The following is a 19,454-nucleotide window of genomic DNA, read 5'->3' on the forward strand; positions in this document are numbered from 1 at the left end:
AACGCAATCCGTCCTTCTCCGACCTTCTCAGACCTTCTCCAGCGCGAGCCCGGTCTTGATCCACTTGCTGGACTCCACCGCGACGGCGAGCGCGCGCTGCCCGACCCGCAGTTCCGGCAGCAGGCGTTCGATCTGCTGGAAGGGCAGGGCGTTTCCGGTGTTGCCGGTGTCGGAGACGCAGCTGATCTCGCGGGCGTCCGGCACCGCCATGTGCTCCACGATGCGCTGCGTCATCCGGGTGGAGAGCTGCGGCGGCAGCAGGAAGTCGAGGTCGCCGATCCCCCAGTCCAGCTGGTCCAGGAGGTCCCAGAGCACCTCCACAGCCATGACGGGGACGCTCTCCTCGATCTCCTTGTAGTCCTCGGAGATCATCTGGCGTTCGGTGTGCCGATCGGTGATCCCGTACCAGTCGATGATCTGGCCGGGCGGGCGGCCGAGCCCGGCGAAGCGGTTGAGCACCCCGCGCAGTGCGACCCGTTCGCCGGCCGGCTCCGCGGTGAGGACGGCGGCGCCCGCGCCGTCCCCGAACAGCACGTAGTTCACCAGCTCCTCGGTGGGCATCCGGCTCAGGTCGCGCCGCAGGTCGAGATGGCGGTTGGTGACGTCTCCACCGATCACCAGCCCCGCGCCGCAGCCGCCGGCGATCAGCGAACGTCCCAGGTCGATGGCTTGTACGGCGCCGGAGCAGCCGGCCTGGAGCTGGTACGCGGGCAGGTAGTTGAGGCCGAGCCGGTCGGCGACCCGGGCGGCGGTGGTCGGCAGCAGTGTGTCGGGGGTGGCGGTGGCGAGGACGAGGAACTCGATGTCGGAGGGGTCGAGGCCGGCGGCGGCGATGGCCAGGTCCCCGGCTTCCGCGCACAGGTCGGTGAGGCTCTGGTGGACCTCGCCGGTGCCCAGGTCCCAGGCGAAGTGCCGGGTCCTGGTGCCGACGAAGATGTCGATCCACTCCTCGCTCACGCCGAGCAGCTTCCCCAGGGTGCTGTTGTCCACCGGTGCTCCGGGCAGCGCTGTACCGGTGGAGGCCAGGTACGCCGTCGTCCTGCTCATGTCGTCGCTCCTTCACCGAACCGTCGGTGGCGCGGGATGGTGCCGGTCACGGGGTGCGCACGCTGATGCACTCGGTCAGGAACTCCGCGAGCGAGCCGACGGACCGCAGTGCGGGCAGGAGTTGCTGTACGGAGATGTCGCCGGCGCTCGACAGCCGGGCCTCGATCCGGTCCTTGAGCTGCATGATCATCACGGAGTCGAATCCCAGGTCCTCGTAGAACCGTGCCGAGGTGACCACCTGCTCCAGCGGGTAGCCGCCGACCTCCGCGACCGCTTCGATGACGGCGGACAGCACCGGGTCCCGCTCCTGCGACAGCGCGTCCAGCCGGGCCGGCGCGGTGTCCTGGTCCGGCTCAGCGAACTCGGCCGGCAGCGCGGCCGGCGGGCCCAGCGCGAGCACGGGCTCCACCGGGCGTACGGCGGTCTTCGCGCTCTCGGCAGTCCTTGCCGACGGCTCGGCCGGCCGGCCGGGAGCCGCGACCGGCCGGTTCCAGAAGCGGTGGCGGTTCGAGAACACGTAGGGCCGCAGCCGTTCGGCCGTGCGCTGCCGTGGTGCGTAGAGCGCGTCCCACTCCGGGTCGAGCCCGGCCCGGAAGAGCGCGGCGACCAGCTCGGCCAGCTCCCGGCCCGACGCCTCGGCGCCCGGCGCCGGGTGCAGGAACTCGATGTCCCCGCGCAGCCCCGCGCGGCCCGCCAGCGGCAGCAGCTGAGGCTTCGGGCCGATCTCGATCAGGTGGGTGGGGGCCATCGCCTCGTTCAGGGCGCCCAGCGCGGACGAGAACAGCACCGGCTCGGCCGCCTGGCCGGTCCAGTACGCGCCGTCCATCGGCTCGTCGCGCAGCATTCGCCCGTAGCGGGTGGAGGCCAGCGGCACCTGCGGCGGCGCGGCGGCGACGGTGCCGGCCGTCTCCGCGAACCGGGCCAGCGCCGGCGCCATCAGGGGTGAGTGGAAGGCGTGCGAGACCGGTACGTGCCGGGTCCGCACCCCCCGCGAGCGCAGGATCTCCGCGATCCGCTCCAGCGGCTTGGCCGCCCCCGACAGCACCACGTCGGCCGGCCCGTTGACCGCGCCGAGACCCACCTGCGGCTCGTCGTCGAGCAGGCTCTTGAGGTCGGCGGGGCTCGCGTTGACCGCCAGCATGCCGCCGCCCGCGGGCAGTTCCTGCATCAGTGCGCCGCGGGCGGCCACCAGCCGGGCCGCCTCGTCCAGGCTCAGCACTCCGGCCAGCACCGCCGCCGGGTACTCGCCGATGCTGTGGCCGAGCACGGCGGCGGGCTGGATGCCGAGTTCGGTGAGGGTACGGGCCAGGGCGTAGCCGACCGCGAACAGGGCGGGCTGCGCGTTGCCGGTCTCGTGAATCCGCTGCTCACCGCCCAGGATCAGGTCGCGGACTGAGCCCCCGGTGTGCGGGGCGAGGGCCGCGTCGGCCTCGTCGAGAAAGTGCCGGTACACGGCTGAGTCGCGGTGGAGCCCGGCGGTCATCGCCGGGAACTGGCTGCCCTGCCCGGTGAAGAGGAACGCCACCACGGGTCGGCTCCACGGCCTGTGCGCGACGCCGGCCGGTGCGTCCTGCCCGGCGGCCTGTCGCAGTCCCGCGGCGAGTTCGGCGGTGTCGCGGGCCGTGAGGGCGAAGCGGAACGGCAGGCCGGTCTTGACCCGGTTGCTGCTCCAGCACAGCGCCGCCGCATCGCCGCGCGGCCGCTTCGCGACGGCCTCCGCCTGGTCCGCGAGGTTGCGGCGCAGCGATTCCGGGGTGTCGCCGGTGAGGGTGAAGACGCCCGCGCCGGAGGCGGTGTCGCGCCGGACGGCGGTTCGCGCCGTCCTGGGCGCGGTGGCGAGCACCGCGTGCGCGTTGGTGCCGCCCATGCCGAAGCTGCTCACCCCGGCCACCGCCTCGCCGGGCGGCAGCCGCAGCGGCGACTTCAGCAGCCGCAGTCCGCGCTCGGCGAGCCGCAGTTGCGGGTTCTCGCGGTCCGCGAACCGGCTGGCCGGGACGATCCGGTGGTGCAGCGCCAGCGCCGCCTTGATCAGCCCCGCGATGCCCGCCGCGCCCTCGGTGTGCCCGAGGTTGCCCTTCACCGAGCCGATCGCGCACGGCTCGTCGCGCGGCACGGCGTGCACCGTGCCGAGCGCCGCGCATTCGATGGCGTCGCCCAGCACCGTGCCGGTGCCGTGCGCCTCGATGAAGTTGACCTGGTCCGGGGTGATGCCGGCGCGCCGGTAGGCGGCCTCGACGACCTTCTGCTGCGACCAGCGGTTGGGGGCGGTGACGCCGTTGCTGCGGCCGTCCTGGTTCACCGCGGTGCCGCGGATCACCGCGTAGATCCGCTGCCCGTCGGCGAGCGCGTCCGCGGTCCTGCGCAGCACGACCAGCCCGACGCCGTCGCTGCGCGCGATGCCGTCGGCGTCCGCGCTGAACGGGCGGCAGCGGCCGTCGGACGAGGCCAGTCCCAGCTGGGTGTAGACGATGCCGAGCGCCGGGGAGAGCACCAGGTTCACCCCGCCGGCCAGCGCCGTGTCGCACTCGCCGGACAGCAGCGCGTTGGCGGCCAGGTGCACGGCGACCAGCGACGAGGAGCAGGCGGTGTCGACGGCGAGGCTCGGCCCGGTGAGGTTCAGGTGGTACGAGATCCGGTTGGCCGTCATCCCCGCGCTGCTGCCCGCACCCAACTGGGGGGTGATCTCCGTGTGGTCGCCCATCCGCAGCCGGCCCCACTCGCCGCCCATCACGCCGACGAAGACACCGGCGTCGGTGCCGGCCAGCGCGCCAGGGGCTCGCCCGGAATCCTCCAGGGCGCGCCAGGCGCACTGCAGCAGCAGCCGGTGGTGCGGGTCCATCGCGGCGGCCTCGCGCGGCGCCACCGAGAAGAAGTCGTTGTCGAACGCGTCCGCGTCGTCGACGAAGCCGCCGCGCGTCATCTCGGAGCGGACGGCGCCGGGCTCCTGCGAGGCGTAGTCGCGCGGGTCCCAGCGCTGCTCCGGAATGTCGCCGACGGCGTCGCCGCCGCGCATCAGCAGGTCCCAGTACGCGTCGCCGCCCGGCGCTCCGGGGAACGCGCAGTCGAGTCCGACGATGGCGATGGAGTCCATCAGCGGTTGTCCTCCGCGACCCGCGGGATCTCCACAGCCATGTAGCCGACCAGGCTCTCGACCGTCGGGTGGTCCCAGAGCAGGGTGGGCTCCACGTACAGCCCGTACTGGTCCTCCAGGTCGCCGCACAGGCTCAGCGCGGCCACCGAGTCCATGCCGAACTCGGCCAGCGGCACCGTCGGGTCGATGCTGTCGGCCGGGCGATTGAGGTAGAGCGCGAGCCGGTCGAGCAACCAGCCACGGTGCAGGTTGTCGGCGAGCACAGCACTGTGCCGGGTCGTCGGAGCGGTCATCGCTGGACTCCTTGGGTACGCGTCAGGCCCATGAACCGTCAGCCGGGAATGGGAGTGTTGTAGAGGTCGTAGCTGCGCTGGGCGCTGAAACGGACGTGGACTTCGTGCCGGAGCCGGGTCTCGCACTCCCCCGGCAGATCGGGGACCTTCGCGCCCAGCCGCCGCGCGATGCGGTGCAGGGCCGCGGCCGCCCAGGCCGGGTCGGCCAGGAACGGGTCGGAGCCGTCCTGGTTGTGCCGCCACACACCCAGCACGGCGGATGCCGCGAGCAGCAGCGCGTACCGGTCCATCAGGGCGAACGAGGCCGGTCCCACCGGGGTGGTGCGGTCCGCGGGCTCCAGGGCCAGGACCCGGTCGCGCAGATCCCGGAACTCCTCCACCAGCTGGCCTGCCAGCCCGCGCAGCGCCCGCTCCACCGGGCTGCGGCCCGGTATCGCGGCCGCGACCGACAGCAGCGAGGCGCTGAGGCTGTCGCGGCCGCAGGCCAGGCTGAGCGCATCGGTGCGCAGCGGCGGCAGTTCGGCGCGCGGCCGGAAGAGCCCGGCGGGCGCGTCGTCCTCGGTGAACCAGGACTGCCTTGCCAGCCGGTGCAGTTGGGGAATGACGGTGGCCTGGCAGGCGACCGAGCCGGCGTGCCCCAGGCTGAGCACCGGCACGTCCCTGACGTGCTTCTGGAAGATGCCCAACGTGCCCTCGCGGGTGTAGAACCCGGCGCCGAGCACGATCGACAGGTCGTACATGGTCTCGGTGAGGATCCGCGGCAGCAGGTACTTCAGCGCCGCCGAGTACACGCTGGTCTGCGTCGGCAGCAGATGGATCGCGCGCATCGCGACGAGCGCCAGGCTGTCGTAGAGCAGCAGGTTGACGAAGGCGCCGGTCGCGGCGGCATCGGTGCGCTGCGAGTCGGAGCGGGCGCCGCCCCAGCCGCCGCCGCGGTGCTCGTGGTCGAAGCGGACGGCCGTGCGCAGGCTGGTGTCCACGGCCGCGAGCGCGGTCGCGGCGATGACGGTGCGGCTGATCTGGAAGGACCGCAGCGCCGTCTCGATACCACTGCCGACCGGCCCGAGCAGCGCGGACTCCGGCACCGGGCAGTCGTCGAACTCCAGCCCCGCGAAGGCGTTGCCGCGCAGTCCGACGGGCATCTGGTGCGGCACGATCCTGGAGCGGTCGGCGGGCAGTTCGCCCGGGTCCAGCAGCAGCACCGAGTGGCTGCGGCTGCCGGGCGCCGGGTCGGTGCGGCAGAACAGCACCAGGGCTTCGGAGCGGGCCAGGTTGTTGATCACCGGCTTGCCGCCGCTGAGCAGGAAGCCGCCGCCGTCCGCCCGGCGTGCGGCGACCTGGCTACGGACCAGGGTGTTGCTGTGCGCCGTCTCGTGCTGCGCGATGGCCGCCTTCGCGCCGCGCAGCATCGAGCCGGCGAGCCACTCCTGCTGCTCGTCGCTGCCCGCCATCCAGACGTCGGAGGCGGCCATGTACGACATCATCCCGTAGCTCATACCGAGCCCGACGTCGCGCCGGAAGACCGGGCGCATGACGCGGACCAGGGTGTCGATGGAGTCCAGCCGGCCACCGAGCCTGCTGGGGACGAACTCGCGGTTCATCCCGAAGTCGTCGAGCAGCCGCTCGCCGCGGCCGAACGGCACCGCGGCCCGGTCGGCGTTGAGCACCGCGTGGTAGCCGCAGGGGTTGCCGGGATCGGTGGGATCGCCGAGCAGCGCCTCCAGCTCGGCGACGCGCGCCTGCACCGCAGCCTCACGCTGCTGCGGTGCGGGCGCCTCGACGAGGGAGGCGGGAGTGCCGGTCGCGGGCCTGGTCACCACGGCCTGCCTCTCCCACCGGCCGGTTCCGGTTGCAGCAGGTCCTCGCCGAGCAGGGTGTCGCGGGCCCGCACCACGGCGTGCACGGCCGGGTCCAGCGCCTCGTACTCGCCGCGCAGTTCGCCGTCGAGGAAGAGCTGCCGCATCAGGGTGCGCTGCACCTTGCCGCTGGTGGTCCTGCGGACCGTCCCCGGCCGGACCAGCAGGACGTTGCCGGCCGGGATGTTGAAGTCCTGGCCGATCATCGCCTGCACCTGCTGGGCCAGTACCCGCAGGCTCGCCGCGCTCGCGCCCTCGCCCTTGACCTCCTGCACCACCACCAGCTGCTCGCGCCCGGCCTCGACGCTGAAGGCCGCCCCGGCGCCGTGGCCGAGCGCCGGGCTGGTGGCGCGCACCGCGAACTCGACGTCCTGCGGGTACACGTTCCGCCCGTTGATGATGATCACTTCCTTGAGGCGGCCGGTGACAAAGAGCTCGCCGTCCTCCAGCACGCCCAGGTCCCCGGTGCGCAGGAACCCGGTCTCGCCGTCGTTCAGGGTGCCGTGGAAGGTCGCGTCGGACTCCTCCGGCCGCTGCCAGTAGCCCTGGGCGACGCTGTCGCCGCGCAGCCAGATCTCACCGACGGCGCCGGCCGGCAGCTCCCGGTAGCCGGCCGGGTCCACGATCCGTACGTCGAAGTCGGTGACGCGTCCGCTGCTGACCAGGGTCCGCTGCGGCTTGCCGGGCTCGGCCGGCGCCAACTGGTCGCGCTCCAGGGCCTTGGTGTCCGCCTGCATCTCGGTGAACGGGGCGTCGGGGACGCCGCCGGAGACGATGAGGGTGGCCTCGGCCAGCCCGTAGCAGGGGTACAGCGCCTGGGGCCGCAGCCCGGCCGCGGCGAAGCGCTCGGCGAACGCCTTGAGGGTGTCGGCGCGGACCGGCTCGGCGCCGTTGAGGGCGAGCCGCCAGCGGGACAGGTCGAGCGCCTCGATCTGCTCGTCGGTGACGCGGCGCAGGCAGAGCTCGAAGCAGAAGTTGGGGCCGCCGCCCGCGGTCACGCCGTACTCGTCGATCGCCTGCAGCCAGCGCACCGGCCGCTTGATGAAGGAAGTTGGCGACATCTGCACCGAGGAGCTGCCCAGCCACAGCGGGTGCAGCAGGTGGGCGATGAAGCCCATGTCGTGGAAGTGCGGCAGCCAGCCGCCGAAGCGGTCCTCCCGGGTGGTGCCCAGGGACCGGCCGATGGCCGCCTCGTTGGCCATCAGGTTGCGGTGCGAGACCATGACGCCGCGCGGGTCGGAGACCGAGCCCGAGGTGTACTGCAGGAACGCCAGGTCGTCGGGGCGGGCCGCGACGGGCTGCCAGGCGGCCGGGTCGCCGAAGCCGGTGTTGTCGGTGGCCAGGCAGACCACGTCCTCGCGGCGGGCCCGGGAGAGCCACAGCGCGATGTCCGGGGCGTTGGCCCGGTCGGTGAGCACCAGCTTCGCTCCGGAGTCCCGGATCACCGCCGAGGTGCGGCTCAGCCGCTTCTCCTGGCCCGCGTCACCGGGCAGCGGCGCCGGCACGGCCACCGCTCCGGCGTACAGGCAGCCGACGAACGCCTTCAGGAACTCGGCCGTCGTCGGGTACAGGAGCAGCACCGGCTGCCCCTCCACGCCGTGCAGTTGCAGGACGGAGGCGATCCGCCGCGCTTCCCGGTCCAGCTCCGCGTAGGTCAGGTGCTCGGCCGCCATGGCCGGTCCCGCGTCCCGCAGGAAGACATGGGCGTCCGCGTCGGCGAGCTCCGCGGCCCGTTCCAGGACAAGCTCGGTGAAAGTGGCGAAGCCTGACAATGACATCCCCTCGACATCCCCTCGCGGCGCAGCCACCGGTCCGCTGACAGACCGGCGTGGAACGGGTCCCGCACATGTCGTTGGATGATCGGCGCCGCGGCTAAAGCAGCGGTTGCGCGAACCGGTTGACACCGCCCACCAGCGGCCAAGAGGATGCCTTTCAGGTTGGTGAGGTGCGTCACCGACCGTGCGGAGCGGACCCCCGGGAGCCCCGGAAGGGGCCCGTCCGCAGCCCGGCATTCCGGACAGCTTTCAACCACCCTCACCCACATGACCCGGCCACGGCGGCCGGACAACGACCCACGACCGCGACGACCGGCCATCTCCTCACAACGGGCCGCTGGCATATGGCACAACCGTTGCTAAAGTCGCCTCTGGGTGAGGGGGTAGCCATGGCTGTGACTGTTCGAGGCGGGGCGGCGGAATCCGACGATGTCGGTCTTGCCCTGTATCAGGCATTGCGTGATCAGGGGTCGTGCCCGCCGGCGACGGCCGCGGCACGCCTGGGTCTCACCGCGACCGAGGCAGCGGTCGGCTGGGCGGAGCTCCGGGAGCTGGGGCTGATCCGTGCCGGGCGCAGCCCGGAGGAGGTCGACCCTGTGGATCCGGACACCGCGCTGATCAGCCTGCTGGACCGGCAGCGCACCGCGCTGCAGGCCCAGCGCGAGGAGCTGACGGCGATCGTCCGGGCGTCCGAGTCCCTGATGGAGCGCTACCGGCCCGCTGTCCAGCGGAACGCGGCGGACGTCGACGTCGAGATCATCACCGGCGAGGGACGCAAGCGGCAGCTGGTCGGCGACTACTACGCGACCCTCACCGTGCGCTCCCGGTCCATGCACCCGGGACCCCTGCCGCCCTCCGAGGTGCTGGCCGAGTCCCTGCAGGGCGACGCCGACATGGTCAAGCGCGGTATCCGGGTACAGGCGATCTACACCCAGGGCATCAATTCAGCGCCACGGCAGCGCAAGTACCTGTCCGAGCTGGCCGCCGCGGGGGTGGAGGTCCGACTGGCGCCGCAAGTCCCCCTGGACCTGAGCCTCGCGGACATGCACACTGCCATCCTGGCGGCCGACCCGGACAACCCGTCCAATGCCACGCTCGTGGTCCGCGGCACGGCGCTGGTCCGCTCGTACAGCGCCCTTTACGAGGACTGCTGGCTGCGTTCGGTACCGTACTCGGCGAAGGTCGCCGACCGGTTCGACTCGGCGAGCGAGCTGACCGAGCAGCACCGTACGACCATGAGACTCCTGGCCAACGGTCTCACCGATGAGCGGATCGCCCGCAAGCTGGGCATCTCGCTGCGTACGGTGAGCCGTCTGGTGTCCGAAGTCATGCGATATCTGCAGGCAGAGAGCCGGTTCCAGGCAGGCGTCCTCGCGGTGACCCATGGTTTCATCTGACATGCAGACCTTCCGATTCGCGCCATTGCGCACTTACGCACCTGGCCGAACTGGCCGCTCGGCGTCCGATTTTGGCACTCTTGCAGTGCCACCCGAGCATCCCCTACCTGTGAACAACCCGCCGCTTACCCAACCAAGGACCACGATGTCGCGCATGCAGCACTTGACCAAGATCACTGCGGTCGCAGCCATGGCGCTCGCCCTTGCTTCGGCCAGTGGTTCCGCCTTTGCCGCAACGCACGACTCCTCGACCGCGGTAAAGAGCGAGAACGTGAGCGCCGCCCCGGCGATCTGGATCCCCGCGGCAGCGCCCGCGATCTGGATACCGGCGGCTGCGACCGCCTGACACAAGAGCTTCCCCCCTCCCCCCACAGCGCTGTACGGTTCGCGGCTTCGCCGCGAGCCGTACAGCGTTTTCTGCGTCCAGATGCGTTTCAGCCATGGCAGCGACGATTTTCAGCCAGATCGACGGCAGATCAGCAGGAGATGTCGCGGGTGGATGGCGACGCGGGCGCAAGGATGCCTTTTCGGCCACGAGGGGCTGCTTTCAGCCGGCTCGTAGCGAATGATCTCGGCCATTCTCACCGGACCGCGCTCAGCAGCGTGGTTCAGCCGGTAGTTCAGCCCGTGGCTCAGCCACGTGGTGCGGCCGCGTTGCTCAGCCCGTGAGGCGGTCGCGGCCCAGCGTCGCCAGGACGTCCTCCTGGGCGTAGAAGACCTGCCGGCCGTCCCGCTTGCGGCGCCACTGGTGCTCGTTGGCGAGCCAGTAGACCGTACCTGCGGGAATCCGCCAGGCCGAGGAGATCTCCCGGGCGCTGAGCCCCGGAGGGATCCCGTCACAAGCGCGGCCCCGGTACAGGGCGCGCCAGCGCTCCGGCGGCCAGGCATGGGCGCTGTCCGTGTCGCACTCCACCGCCGGGGGAAGCGTGGAGCCGGGCTCACGGATGACGGCGGTGAGACGGCCGCGGCAGGACTGCACGATGCACGGGCCGACGGGGATCCGGCGCTCCAGACGGGGCCGGGCGATCTTCATACAGCGGCGGACGAGTGCGTCGACCTCGGCTGCGGCGTCCTCGGCCGCGGGGTGTACGGCCAGCCACGCCAGGTGGCGTCGTAGGAATGCGGCGAGGGCCGGCACCGTCCGCAGGGGGAGGCGGACGGTGCGGCCCTCGACTATCAGATCGGCCCAGGAGGCGAGGGTGCCTCGGATGTCGGCGCGCGCATCGACAGCCGGCCCGTTCAGCGGGATGCCGGGCCGGCCACCTACGGTGACACGGTCGCCACCTTCCACAGCCGGAACGAGCGCAGCCTCCAACTCGCCATATACCCGGGGAAGCAAGGCGAGTTGCCGATCCAACCGCTCCTGGCAGGGGAGGCACAGCGCAGGATCCGTGTCCACGCATAGATGCCCGGTACGGAATTCGCTCTCCTGCACTCCGCTGTCCCTTCCTCGCCGAGGCGGTAAGAAGAGAAAAGCAGGAGAGCGACCACCCCGACAATGAATAGCAACCTGCCGGATCGCGCCATGGCATGGCCTCGCCCTTAGGGGGCGGGGACACGATCTTGCGAGGTCAGGCGGTCGGCGGCGAGGTCAGGCGGGCAGCACGGCCTCGATGGCCTCGACCAGCTCGGCGGCCTCGGGCTCGGTGCGCGGGCGGAACCTGCCCGCCACCTCGCCGTCCGGACCGATCAGGAACTTCTCGAAGTTCCACTGCACATCGCCGGCCTCGCCCTCGGCGTCCTTCGCCTGCGTCAGCTCGGAGTACAGCGGGTGCCGGTCCTCGCCGTTGACGTCGGCCTTCTCGAAGAGCGGGAAACTCACGCCGTAGCTGGTGGAGCAGAAGGTCTGGATCTCCTCCGCGCTGCCGGGCTCCTGGCCGGCGAACTGGTTGCTGGGCACGCCGAGCACGGTGAAGCCGCGCTCCGCGTAACGCTGCTGCAGCCGCTCCAGGCCCTCGTACTGCGGGGTGAGACCGCACTTGGAGGCGACGTTGACGATGAGCAGCGCCTTGCCGCGCTGGTCCGCCAGCGAAGCGGGCTCGCCGGACAGGGTGCGCAGCGGGATGTCGTACAGGCTCACAGGGGTCTCCTAGATGTCCTTGACTACTTGTCCTTGACGGTGATGCCGAGGGTCTGGGCGAGGGCCGGGGCCAGATCGAAGAGCTGGAGGGTGGTGATGAGCGCACCCTTGAGCGATTCGTGGCCGTCGGCGAGTTCGAGGGAGGTGGCGCCGCGCAGGTCGGCGTTCTTCAACGTGGCGCGGGCGAGGTGGACGCGCTCCAGCCGGGTGCCGGGGAAGGTCACCCCGGTGAGCTTGGCGCCGCCGAGGTCGACATCGCGCAGCACGCAGTCCTCGAAGACGACGTCGTGCAGCGTGGTGGCCCGCAGGTTCACCGAGTCGAACTTGCACTGGCGGAACACGACGCGCCGCAGCACCGAGCCGTACGCCTCGATGCCTGCCAGGGCGCAGGCGGTGAAGGCGGTGTCGAGCCAGGACGACTCGACGAGCGCGGCGCCGGTGAAGCGGGTGGCCTGCGCCCAGACGTCGTTGAAACGGGCGCCGCGCAGCGGGGTGCCGGTGAAGGTGCACTCCGTGATGGCGCACTCCAGGAAGTGTGCCCCGGAGGCCTTCTCGTCCTCGAAGGTGAGCCGGTCGAAGTGCACGGTGTCGTACCGCTCGTCGACCTCCAGGCCGCCCTCGTGCGGGCGCAGCAGGTCGGCGTAGGGCAGGTCGGCGAGCTCCTCGGGTGGCATCACACCAGGCAGCCTACGTCCCGGCCATGACAGCGGGGCTCGCGGTCCCCATCGTTCACATAAGGGACATTGACGGCGTCGCTTGCTACGTTGCAGCCCATGAGCGCAACGACCACCGACGCTCCCCCGCCCCTCGTACTGCTGCCGAAGAGGCGCGGCGTCGAGCTCTCCCTGCTGATCGGCGCGGTCCTGATCTCGGTGTACGGCTACGCGGAGGTGGGGCTGGCCAAGAACGGCGCCGTGCCGCCCGACGCGGTGGGCTACGGAGCCGGTCTCGGCGTCCTGGCGCTCCTCGCCCATCTCGCGGTCAGGGCCCGCGCCCCCTACGCCGACCCGCTGCTGCTCCCGATCGCCGTCCTGCTCAACGGGGTCGGGCTGGTCCTGATCTACCGGCTCGACCTGGAACCGGTGCTCGGTGCGGAGGGTGCTCCCACCCAGCTGAGCTGGTCGACGCTGGGCATCGGGCTCTTCATCGCGGTGGTCCTGGTGCTGCGCGACCACCGGGTCCTGTCGCGCTACGCGTACGTCTGCTGCGCGGCCGCGCTCTTCCTCATGGTCGTCCCGATCCTCTTCCCAGCGGTCAACGGCGCCAAGATCTGGATCCGGGTCGCCGGCTTCTCGATCCAGCCGGGCGAGTTCGCCAAGGTCCTGCTCGCGCTCTTCTTCGCCGCGTACCTGGCCGCCAACCGCAACGCTCTGGCGTACACCGGCCGCACCTTCTGGAAGCTGCAGCTGCCCACCGGCCGGGTGCTCGGGCCGATCGTGACGATCTGGCTGCTCAGCGTGGGCCTGCTGATCGCGGAGCGGGACCTGGGCACCTCGCTGCTCTTCTTCGGGCTCTTCGTGGTGATGCTCTACGTCGCGACCGGCCGGACCGGCTGGATCGCGGTGGGGCTGCTGCTGTCGGGGGTCGGCGCCTTCGCCGTCGGCTCGGTCGAACCGCATGTCCACGCCCGGGTGGAGGACTGGCTGCACCCGTTCGCCGGTATCGCGGCGGGCGAGGGACCCAACCAGCTCGCCCAGTCGCTGTTCGCCTTCGGCGCCGGCGGCATGCTCGGCACCGGTCTCGGGCAGGGCCACTCGTATCTGATCGGCTTCGCCACCAAGTCCGACTTCATCCTTTCCACGGTGGGCGAGGAGCTGGGCATGGCTGGGCTGACGGTGCTGCTCGTGCTCTACGCGCTGCTGGTGGCCCGCGGCTACCGGGCGGGGCTGGCGCTGCGCGACCCGTTCGGGCGGCTGCTGGCGATCGGCCTCGCCTCGATCCTGGCCCTGCAGGTCTTCGTGATCGCGGGCGGGGTGATGGACCTGATCCCGCTCACCGGTATGGCGATGCCGTTCCTCGCCCAGGGCGGGTCGTCCGTCGTCACCAACTGGATCATCGTGGCGCTGCTGATCCGGCTCAGCGACAGCGCGCGCCGCCCGCTGCCGGAGGCGGGTGCCTGGTGATCCGCTACATCCGGCGGGCCGCCGCGTGCTGTCTGGTTCTGCTGGTCGCCCTGCTGATCAACACCAGCCGGGTCCAGATCATCCAGGCCGACTCGTACAACAACAATCCGGCCAACCGCCGCTCCATGATCGCCCGCTACGAGCAGCCGCGCGGCAACATCCTCGTCGCGGGGAGGTCCGTCACCGGCTCCCGCGCGACCGACGGGCAGCTGACGTATCTGCGCACCTACGCCCAGGGGCCGCTGTACGCGCCCGTCACGGGCTACGCGTCGCCGAGGTACGGCACCAGGATGCTGGAGGGCACCGAGGACGACATGCTGTCCGGCACCGCCCCGCAGCTGGCCTCGCTCCCGCTGTGGAACGAGATCACCCGCGCCCGGCAGCGGGGCGGCGACGTCCACACCACCATCAACCCCGCCGCCCAGCAGGCCGCCTTCGCCGGGCTCGGCAACCGCACCGGCGCCGTCGCCGCGCTCGACCCGGCCACCGGGCGGATCCTGGCGCTGGTCTCCACGCCCTCCTACGACCCTTCGGGCATCGCGGGCGCCGACCGGGCCGCCAACGCCGAGTGGACGCGGCTCAACGCCGATCCCGAGCAGCCGATGCTGGACCGGGCGATCCGCCAGACGTATCCGCCGGGTTCCACCTTCAAGGTCGTCACCGCCGCCGCGGCCCTGGAGACCGGCAAGGTCGCCGATCCGAAGGCCCCGACCGACACCCCCGACCCCTACACGCTGCCCGGCACCACCACCCGGCTGGAGAACGAGGCGGAGGGCTGCGCCAACGCCACGCTGCTCGTCGCCTTCACGGTCTCGTGCAACACCGTCTTCGCGAAACTCGGCGTGGACGTCGGGCTGCACGGCATGGTCGAGCAGGCGCGGGCGTTCGGCTTCAACGACCGGATGCTGCGGCTCCCGCCGAGCGTCGCGCCGAGCAACTTCGACACCAGGATGGGCCCGGACCAGGTCGCCCTGTCCTCCATCGGCCAGTTCGACACCACCGCGACACCGCTGCAGATGGCGATGGTCGCGGCGGCCGTCGTCAACGGAGGCGAGCTGATGTCCCCGTACCTCGTGGACCGGATCACCAACTCCAACGGGGTCACGGTCTCCGCAACCGCCGGCCGCCTCCTGCACCGGGCCGTCAGGTCCGCCACCGCCGTCCGGCTCCAGCAGATGATGGAAGCGGTCGTCACCAAGGGCACCGGCACCAACGCCGCCATCCCCGGCGTCACGGTCGGCGGCAAGACCGGCACCGCCCAGCACGGCGTCGGCAACAAGGGCATGCCCTACGCCTGGTTCATCTCCTACGCCCGGGCCGCCGGCGGGCAGCCGGCCGTCGCGGTGGCCGTCGTCGTCGAGGACGCCGAGGCCGTCCGCGCCGACATCTCCGGCGGCGGCAGCGCGGCCCCCATCGCCCGCGACGTCATGCGGGCCGTGCTGGGCTGACCGGCGGCGGCTGTTGTGAACGAGGGGGGGAAGGGGTGGCTAGTAGATCTTGGGGAAGCTGAACGTGTAGCCCTGCTGCTGCAGCCACGGAAGCACCTTCCCCAGTGCCGCGACCGTCTGGTCCCGCTGGCCGCCGCCGTCGTGGAAGAGGATGGTCGGGCCGCCCGCCACCTCGTGCTTGACGGTGTTCACGATCGTGCTGACACCGGGCTTGGTGAAGTCCTTGGAGTCCACGTTCCAGCCGAGCGGCCGCATCCCGTGCGCCGCGGCGAGCTTGCGGTTGAAGGGGGTGAAGGCACCGCCCGGGGCCCGCCAGTACTGCACCTTGACGCCGCCCGAGGCCTCCTCGATCAGCTTCTGCGCGTCGAGGATCTCCTGGCTCTGGTAGGCCTCGGACTTCTTGTCCATCCCCGTGTCGTGGGTCATCGAGTGGTCGCAGAGCCGGTGGCCGGCCGCCACGATCTGCTGGATGAGTTCAGGGTGGGCCTTCGCCTGCGGACCGATCACGCAGAAGACGGCCTTCACGTCGTACTGCTTCAGCACCTCGAGCACCTTCGGCGTCCAGGTGGGGTCAGGGCCGTCGTCGATGGTGATGTTGACGGCCTTGCCGCCGCTCTCCGGCGCGTGCACGATCTCGATCGGCACCGGCCGGGCGGGCTTCGCGTCCACCACGGGCTTGGATTCCTTCGCCTGCGCCTGGGCCTTGTTGTACCCGGCGACCGCCAAGGCTCCGGCTATCGCGGCTATCAGGGCGATGACCGAAGCCACGGTTATCGCTATGTTCCGCTGGCTCGCGGTGAGTCGCGCCATGGGTTGAGTCCCCTTCTCTCGTCGCGTCGCAGCACGGCAGGACTGAACACACAGCCAAACCCCCGTACATCTGCACTGATAGATGCCGACAACAGCGCGGCGGTTCCTACTTTTTCGGCGCCGCTGTCAAACCCGTGCAGCCGCGCAGCCCGGCGCGACGGTCGTTGATGCGCTTGGCCCCGGCGTCCTCCTGGGGCATGGGCACACCGCGGTTGTCGACGAAGGCGGGGGCGAAGCCCTCGCCGGCGACCTTCCCCTTGGCGATCGTCAGGGTGGTGATGCCGGTGTCGTTGGAGTTCGGGTAGGGCGAGGTGCCGTACCAGAGCAGATTGCCCATGCCGTAGGCGACATAGGTCTTGCGCAGCATCCCCGAGCCCAGCATCACGTGCGCGTGCGTGCCGACGACCGCGGTCGCCCCGGCCGCCGCCAGCTTGGCCGCGATGGACTTCTGCTCGGGCCCCGGGCAGGACTGCCCCTCGGTGCCCCAGTGCAGATAGACGACCACGACGTCGGCCTGCTTCCTGGCCGCCTTGACCGCCGCCACCAGCTTCGTCGGATCCAGCGCCGAGGCGATGCCCGGCTTGGACGCCGTGGCGCGCCAGTTCTGGTTGGTGATGTCCTGCACCTGGCTGGCGGCGAGGACGGCGAGCTTCACACCGCGGATCGTCTTCAGGTACGGGCGGTAGGCCTGGGCCTCGTTCGCACCGATGCCCACAACGGGGATCGGCGCGTCCTTGACCGCCGCGAGGGTGTCCGTCAGCCCCTGCGCGCCGTAGTCGACGGCGTGGTTGTTCGCCATGGAGACCGCGTCCACGCCCGAGTTCTTGAGCACGTCGAGCGCGTTGGCGGGGGTCCTGAAGTGGTACGTCTTGGGCTGCGGAGTGCCCCGGGTGGTGATCGCCGTCTCCAGGTTGACCATGGAGAAGTCGGCCGCCGCGAGGGTCTTGGAGAGCGGGCCGATCGCCGGCTCGGTCATCCCGTTGACCAGCCGGGGCTGCGTGCGCTCGGTGAAGTGCACATCGCCGCCGAACGCCAGGGTGATCGTCCCGGGTGGCGCCGGTGCCTTCGCCTCCGGCGCCACCGACCCCTCCGGTTGGCCGTACACCTGCGTGGTGGGCGCGCCGGACACCGGCGCCATCACCTCGGGTGACGACTCGGAGCCGGATCCACAGGCGGCGCTGAGGGTCAGCAGTGCGAGCCCCAGCGCCATGCGTACGCGCCGCCGCGCTCTCGGTCCTTCAAGCATCGAGCAAGCGTACGACTCCCGAGCGGATGTTTTTGACGTCCCGGGGAACTCGCTCCGGGTTCAGGCGGTCTCCGTTCCCGAGCCGAGCGTGATCGCGTCGGCGACCTCCGCGACGCGGGCCGACTCCTCGGCGGCGAAACGTTCGGCGTCGAGTTTCTCGGCGATCTCCTCGTCCTCGGCCATGAGCAGGTCGAGATTGGAGTCGCCCATCTCGAAGACACCCATATCGACATAGGCCTGCTGCAATCGCGGGCCCCACAGACCGATGTCCTTGACGCAGGGCACGATCCGGCTGAAGAGCAGTTTCCGGAACAGGTGAAGGTACTCGGAGTTCTCGCTGAGTTCCTCGGAGTCCTTTCGCGGGATTCCGAAGTTCTCCAGGACCTCCACGCCGCGCAGCCGGTCGCGCATCAGATAGCAGCCCTCGATGACGAATTCCTCGCGTTCGCGGAGTTCACCGTCGCTGAGCTGCTGGTAGTAGTCGCGCAGTGCCATCCGGCCGAAAGCGACGTGCCGCGCCTCGTCCTGCATGATGTAGGCCAGGATCTGCTTGGGCAGCGGTTTGTCGGTGGTGTCGCGGAGCATGCCGAAAGCGGCGAGCGCGAGCCCCTCGATGAGGACCTGCATTCCGAGGTAGGGCATGTCCCAGCGGGAATCGCGCAACGTGTCACCGAGCAGGCCCTGCAGGGAATCATTGATCGGATAGAGCATTCCGACCTTCTCCTGCAGGAACCGGGCGTATATCTCGGCGTGCCGGGCCTCGTCCATCGTCTGGGTCGCGGAGTAGAACTTGGCGTCCAGGTCGGGGACGGATTCGACGATGCGGGCGGCGCAGATCATGGCGCCCTGCTCGCCGTGCAGGAACTGGCTGAACTGCCAGGACGCGTAGTGCCGTCGCAGGTCCTTTTTGTTCTGTTCGTTCATCTTGTCCCAATAGGGAGTCCCATAGACCGTGAGCGCCTCGTCCGGGACGCCCAACGGGTCGTAGGGGTCGACCTCCAGGTCCCAGTCGATCCGCCGGACGGCGTCCCACTGCTTGTCCTTGCCCTTCTGGTACAGGGCCAGCAGCCGGTCGCGTCCGTCGTCGTACTCCCAGGAGAAGCGGGCCGCGCCGCTCGCCGGGACCTCCCAGAGCGCTTCGGTCGGTGCTTTCGTGTAGAGCTCGTGCGTCGACACTGACGCCTCCTCGTCACTCGCCCGAATTCGTTACGGGGTCCGGTCGTTGGCCGTGCAGTCGTTGGCAGACTCACACGCCGGTTACCGCCGGGTCAACAAGTTCTGCGCGAGGGATTGACGTCCTTGCTGACACGCAGTCTCATAAGCGTATGGCCCCCATCATGACCAAAATCACGGAGCGCGAGAAGGTCGCCGAGCGGCTGCTCGACGCTTCCGCCAAGCACTCCTTCGACCCCGACACCGAGCTGGACTGGGACGCCCCGTTCGAGGACGGCAAGTGGTTCTGGCCCCCGGAGCTGTGCTCGCTCTACGACACGCCGCTGTGGAAGCACATGTCGCAGGAGCAGCGGATCGAGCTGAGCCGGCACGAGGGCGCGAGCATCGCCTCGATGGGCATCTGGTTCGAGATCATCCTGATGCAGCTGCTCGCCCGGCACATCTACACCCTCGACCCGACCAGCCAACATGTCCGGTACGCGCTGACCGAGGTCGCCGACGAGTGCCGGCACTCGCTGATGTTCGGCCGGCTGGTCAAGAAGTCCGGCACCCCGGTCTACCGGCCCAGCCGGCTCCATCTGCACCTCGGCCGGATTCTGAAGACGTGCTCCACCACGCCGGGCGCCTTCACCGGGACGCTGCTCGTCGAGGAGATCCTCGACTGGATGCAGCGGCTGACCTTCCCGGACGAGCGCGTCCAGCCCCTGGTGCGCGGGGTGACCCGCATCCACGTGGTCGAGGAGGCCCGGCATGTGCGGTACGCCCGCGAGGAGCTGACCCGCCAGATGGCGACCGCCCCGCGCTGGGAGCGCGAGCTCACCCGGCTGACCTCCGGCGAGACCGCCAGGATCGTGGCGAGCTCGCTGGTCAGTCCGAAGGTGTACGAGTCGGTCGGGCTCAACCCGGCGTACGCGATGGCGCAGGTGAAGGCCAGCGGCCACCGCCGGGACATCATGCTGCAGTCCGCGAAGCGGCTCGTCGAGTTCCTGGAGGAGATCGATGTGCTGCGCGGGCCCGGCCGCAGGCTGTGGCGCGCCTCGGGCCTGCTCGCCTGACCGTCCGCCCTGACGACCTGACGACCCGACCCACCGTCGTCACCGGACCCGCGCCGTGCC

Annotated in this window: 16 protein-coding genes; 5 read left to right on the forward strand and 11 right to left on the reverse strand. The window is 70.8% G+C overall.

From position 1 onward, the window contains the following. Positions 1-27 precede the first annotated feature (27 nt). From AC07DC_RS39260 to AC07DC_RS39280, 5 genes are read right to left on the reverse strand one after another with little or no spacing between them, the layout of a single operon-like run. Entirely contained in the window at positions 28-1,047 is a 1,020-nt protein-coding gene (locus AC07DC_RS39260) for a 3-oxoacyl-ACP synthase III family protein (RefSeq protein ID WP_478919607.1), read from the reverse strand. A gap of 46 nt (positions 1,048-1,093) precedes the next feature. Beyond that, positions 1,094-4,138 carry a type I polyketide synthase gene (locus AC07DC_RS39265; RefSeq protein WP_478919609.1) on the reverse strand — a complete coding sequence of 1,015 codons (3,045 nt, stop codon included), beginning with the start codon at positions 4,136-4,138 and terminating at the stop codon, positions 1,094-1,096. Beyond that, a complete protein-coding gene (locus AC07DC_RS39270) occupies positions 4,138-4,431 on the reverse strand; it encodes an acyl carrier protein (protein WP_478919610.1) in 294 nt (97 codons plus the stop codon). The genes AC07DC_RS39265 and AC07DC_RS39270 overlap by 1 nt, the downstream gene beginning before the upstream one ends. Positions 4,432-4,469: 38 nt before the next feature. Continuing rightward, positions 4,470-6,251, reverse strand: a complete 1,782-nt coding sequence (locus AC07DC_RS39275) for an acyl-CoA dehydrogenase (protein WP_478919612.1) — start codon at positions 6,249-6,251, stop codon at positions 4,470-4,472. Beyond that, the gene (locus AC07DC_RS39280; protein WP_478919613.1) at positions 6,245-8,065 is read right to left on the reverse strand and encodes a fatty acyl-AMP ligase; all 1,821 of its coding nucleotides are present in this window, start codon (positions 8,063-8,065) and stop codon (positions 6,245-6,247) included. Before AC07DC_RS39280 ends, AC07DC_RS39275 begins: the two co-directional genes overlap by 7 nt. 386 nt (positions 8,066-8,451) lie before the next feature. Between AC07DC_RS39280 and AC07DC_RS39285 the strand changes: the two genes are divergently transcribed. Further along, entirely contained in the window at positions 8,452-9,459 is a 1,008-nt protein-coding gene (locus AC07DC_RS39285; protein ID WP_478919614.1) for a helix-turn-helix transcriptional regulator, read from the forward strand. Between the two features lie 154 nt (positions 9,460-9,613). Next, complete coding sequence (locus AC07DC_RS39290; protein WP_478919615.1) at positions 9,614-9,805, forward strand: hypothetical protein; 192 nt, start codon at positions 9,614-9,616, stop codon at positions 9,803-9,805. Positions 9,806-10,117: 312 nt separating this feature from the next. Here the strand turns inward: AC07DC_RS39290 and AC07DC_RS39295 are convergent, their stop codons facing one another. From AC07DC_RS39295 to AC07DC_RS39305, 3 genes are all read right to left on the reverse strand, one after another. Beyond that, the gene (locus AC07DC_RS39295) at positions 10,118-10,750 is read right to left on the reverse strand and encodes a hypothetical protein (protein ID WP_478919616.1); all 633 of its coding nucleotides are present in this window, start codon (positions 10,748-10,750) and stop codon (positions 10,118-10,120) included. A 300-nt stretch (positions 10,751-11,050) separates the two neighbouring features. Further along, entirely contained in the window at positions 11,051-11,539 is a 489-nt protein-coding gene (locus tag AC07DC_RS39300; protein ID WP_478919617.1) for a glutathione peroxidase, read from the reverse strand. 23 nt (positions 11,540-11,562) lie between these two features. Beyond that, on the reverse strand, positions 11,563-12,213 hold the full coding sequence (locus AC07DC_RS39305) for a pentapeptide repeat-containing protein (RefSeq protein ID WP_478919667.1): 651 nt from the start codon (positions 12,211-12,213) through the stop codon (positions 11,563-11,565). Between the two features lie 99 nt (positions 12,214-12,312). Here AC07DC_RS39305 and AC07DC_RS39310 point away from each other — a divergent pair, with 99 nt between their 5' ends. Further along, complete coding sequence (locus AC07DC_RS39310) at positions 12,313-13,662, forward strand: FtsW/RodA/SpoVE family cell cycle protein (protein ID WP_478919618.1); 1,350 nt, start codon at positions 12,313-12,315, stop codon at positions 13,660-13,662. Further along, on the forward strand, positions 13,659-15,110 hold the full coding sequence (locus AC07DC_RS39315) for a penicillin-binding transpeptidase domain-containing protein (protein WP_478919619.1): 1,452 nt from the start codon (positions 13,659-13,661) through the stop codon (positions 15,108-15,110). Before AC07DC_RS39310 ends, AC07DC_RS39315 begins: the two co-directional genes overlap by 4 nt. Positions 15,111-15,149: 39 nt before the next feature. Here the strand turns inward: AC07DC_RS39315 and AC07DC_RS39320 are convergent, their stop codons facing one another. The 3 genes from AC07DC_RS39320 to AC07DC_RS39330 all read right to left on the reverse strand — a co-directional run bounded on the left by AC07DC_RS39320 (position 15,150) and on the right by AC07DC_RS39330 (position 18,342). Then, on the reverse strand, positions 15,150-15,920 hold the full coding sequence (locus AC07DC_RS39320; protein ID WP_478919620.1) for a polysaccharide deacetylase family protein: 771 nt from the start codon (positions 15,918-15,920) through the stop codon (positions 15,150-15,152). A gap of 106 nt (positions 15,921-16,026) precedes the next feature. Then, positions 16,027-17,166: a CapA family protein gene (locus AC07DC_RS39325; RefSeq protein ID WP_478919622.1), complete on the reverse strand. Its 1,140-nt coding sequence runs from the start codon at positions 17,164-17,166 to the stop codon at positions 16,027-16,029. Between the two features lie 60 nt (positions 17,167-17,226). Continuing rightward, positions 17,227-18,342, reverse strand: coding sequence for a ferritin-like domain-containing protein (locus AC07DC_RS39330; RefSeq protein ID WP_478919623.1), 1,116 nt, complete (start codon positions 18,340-18,342; stop codon positions 17,227-17,229). 161 nt (positions 18,343-18,503) lie between these two features. On the opposite strand from AC07DC_RS39330, the gene AC07DC_RS39335 reads away from it, so the two are divergent. After that, the gene (locus AC07DC_RS39335; protein WP_478919624.1) at positions 18,504-19,394 is read left to right on the forward strand and encodes an AurF N-oxygenase family protein; all 891 of its coding nucleotides are present in this window, start codon (positions 18,504-18,506) and stop codon (positions 19,392-19,394) included. The last annotated feature ends 60 nt before the right edge of the window (positions 19,395-19,454 follow it).

The organism is Streptomyces sp. NPDC045021 (genome assembly GCF_056432645.1).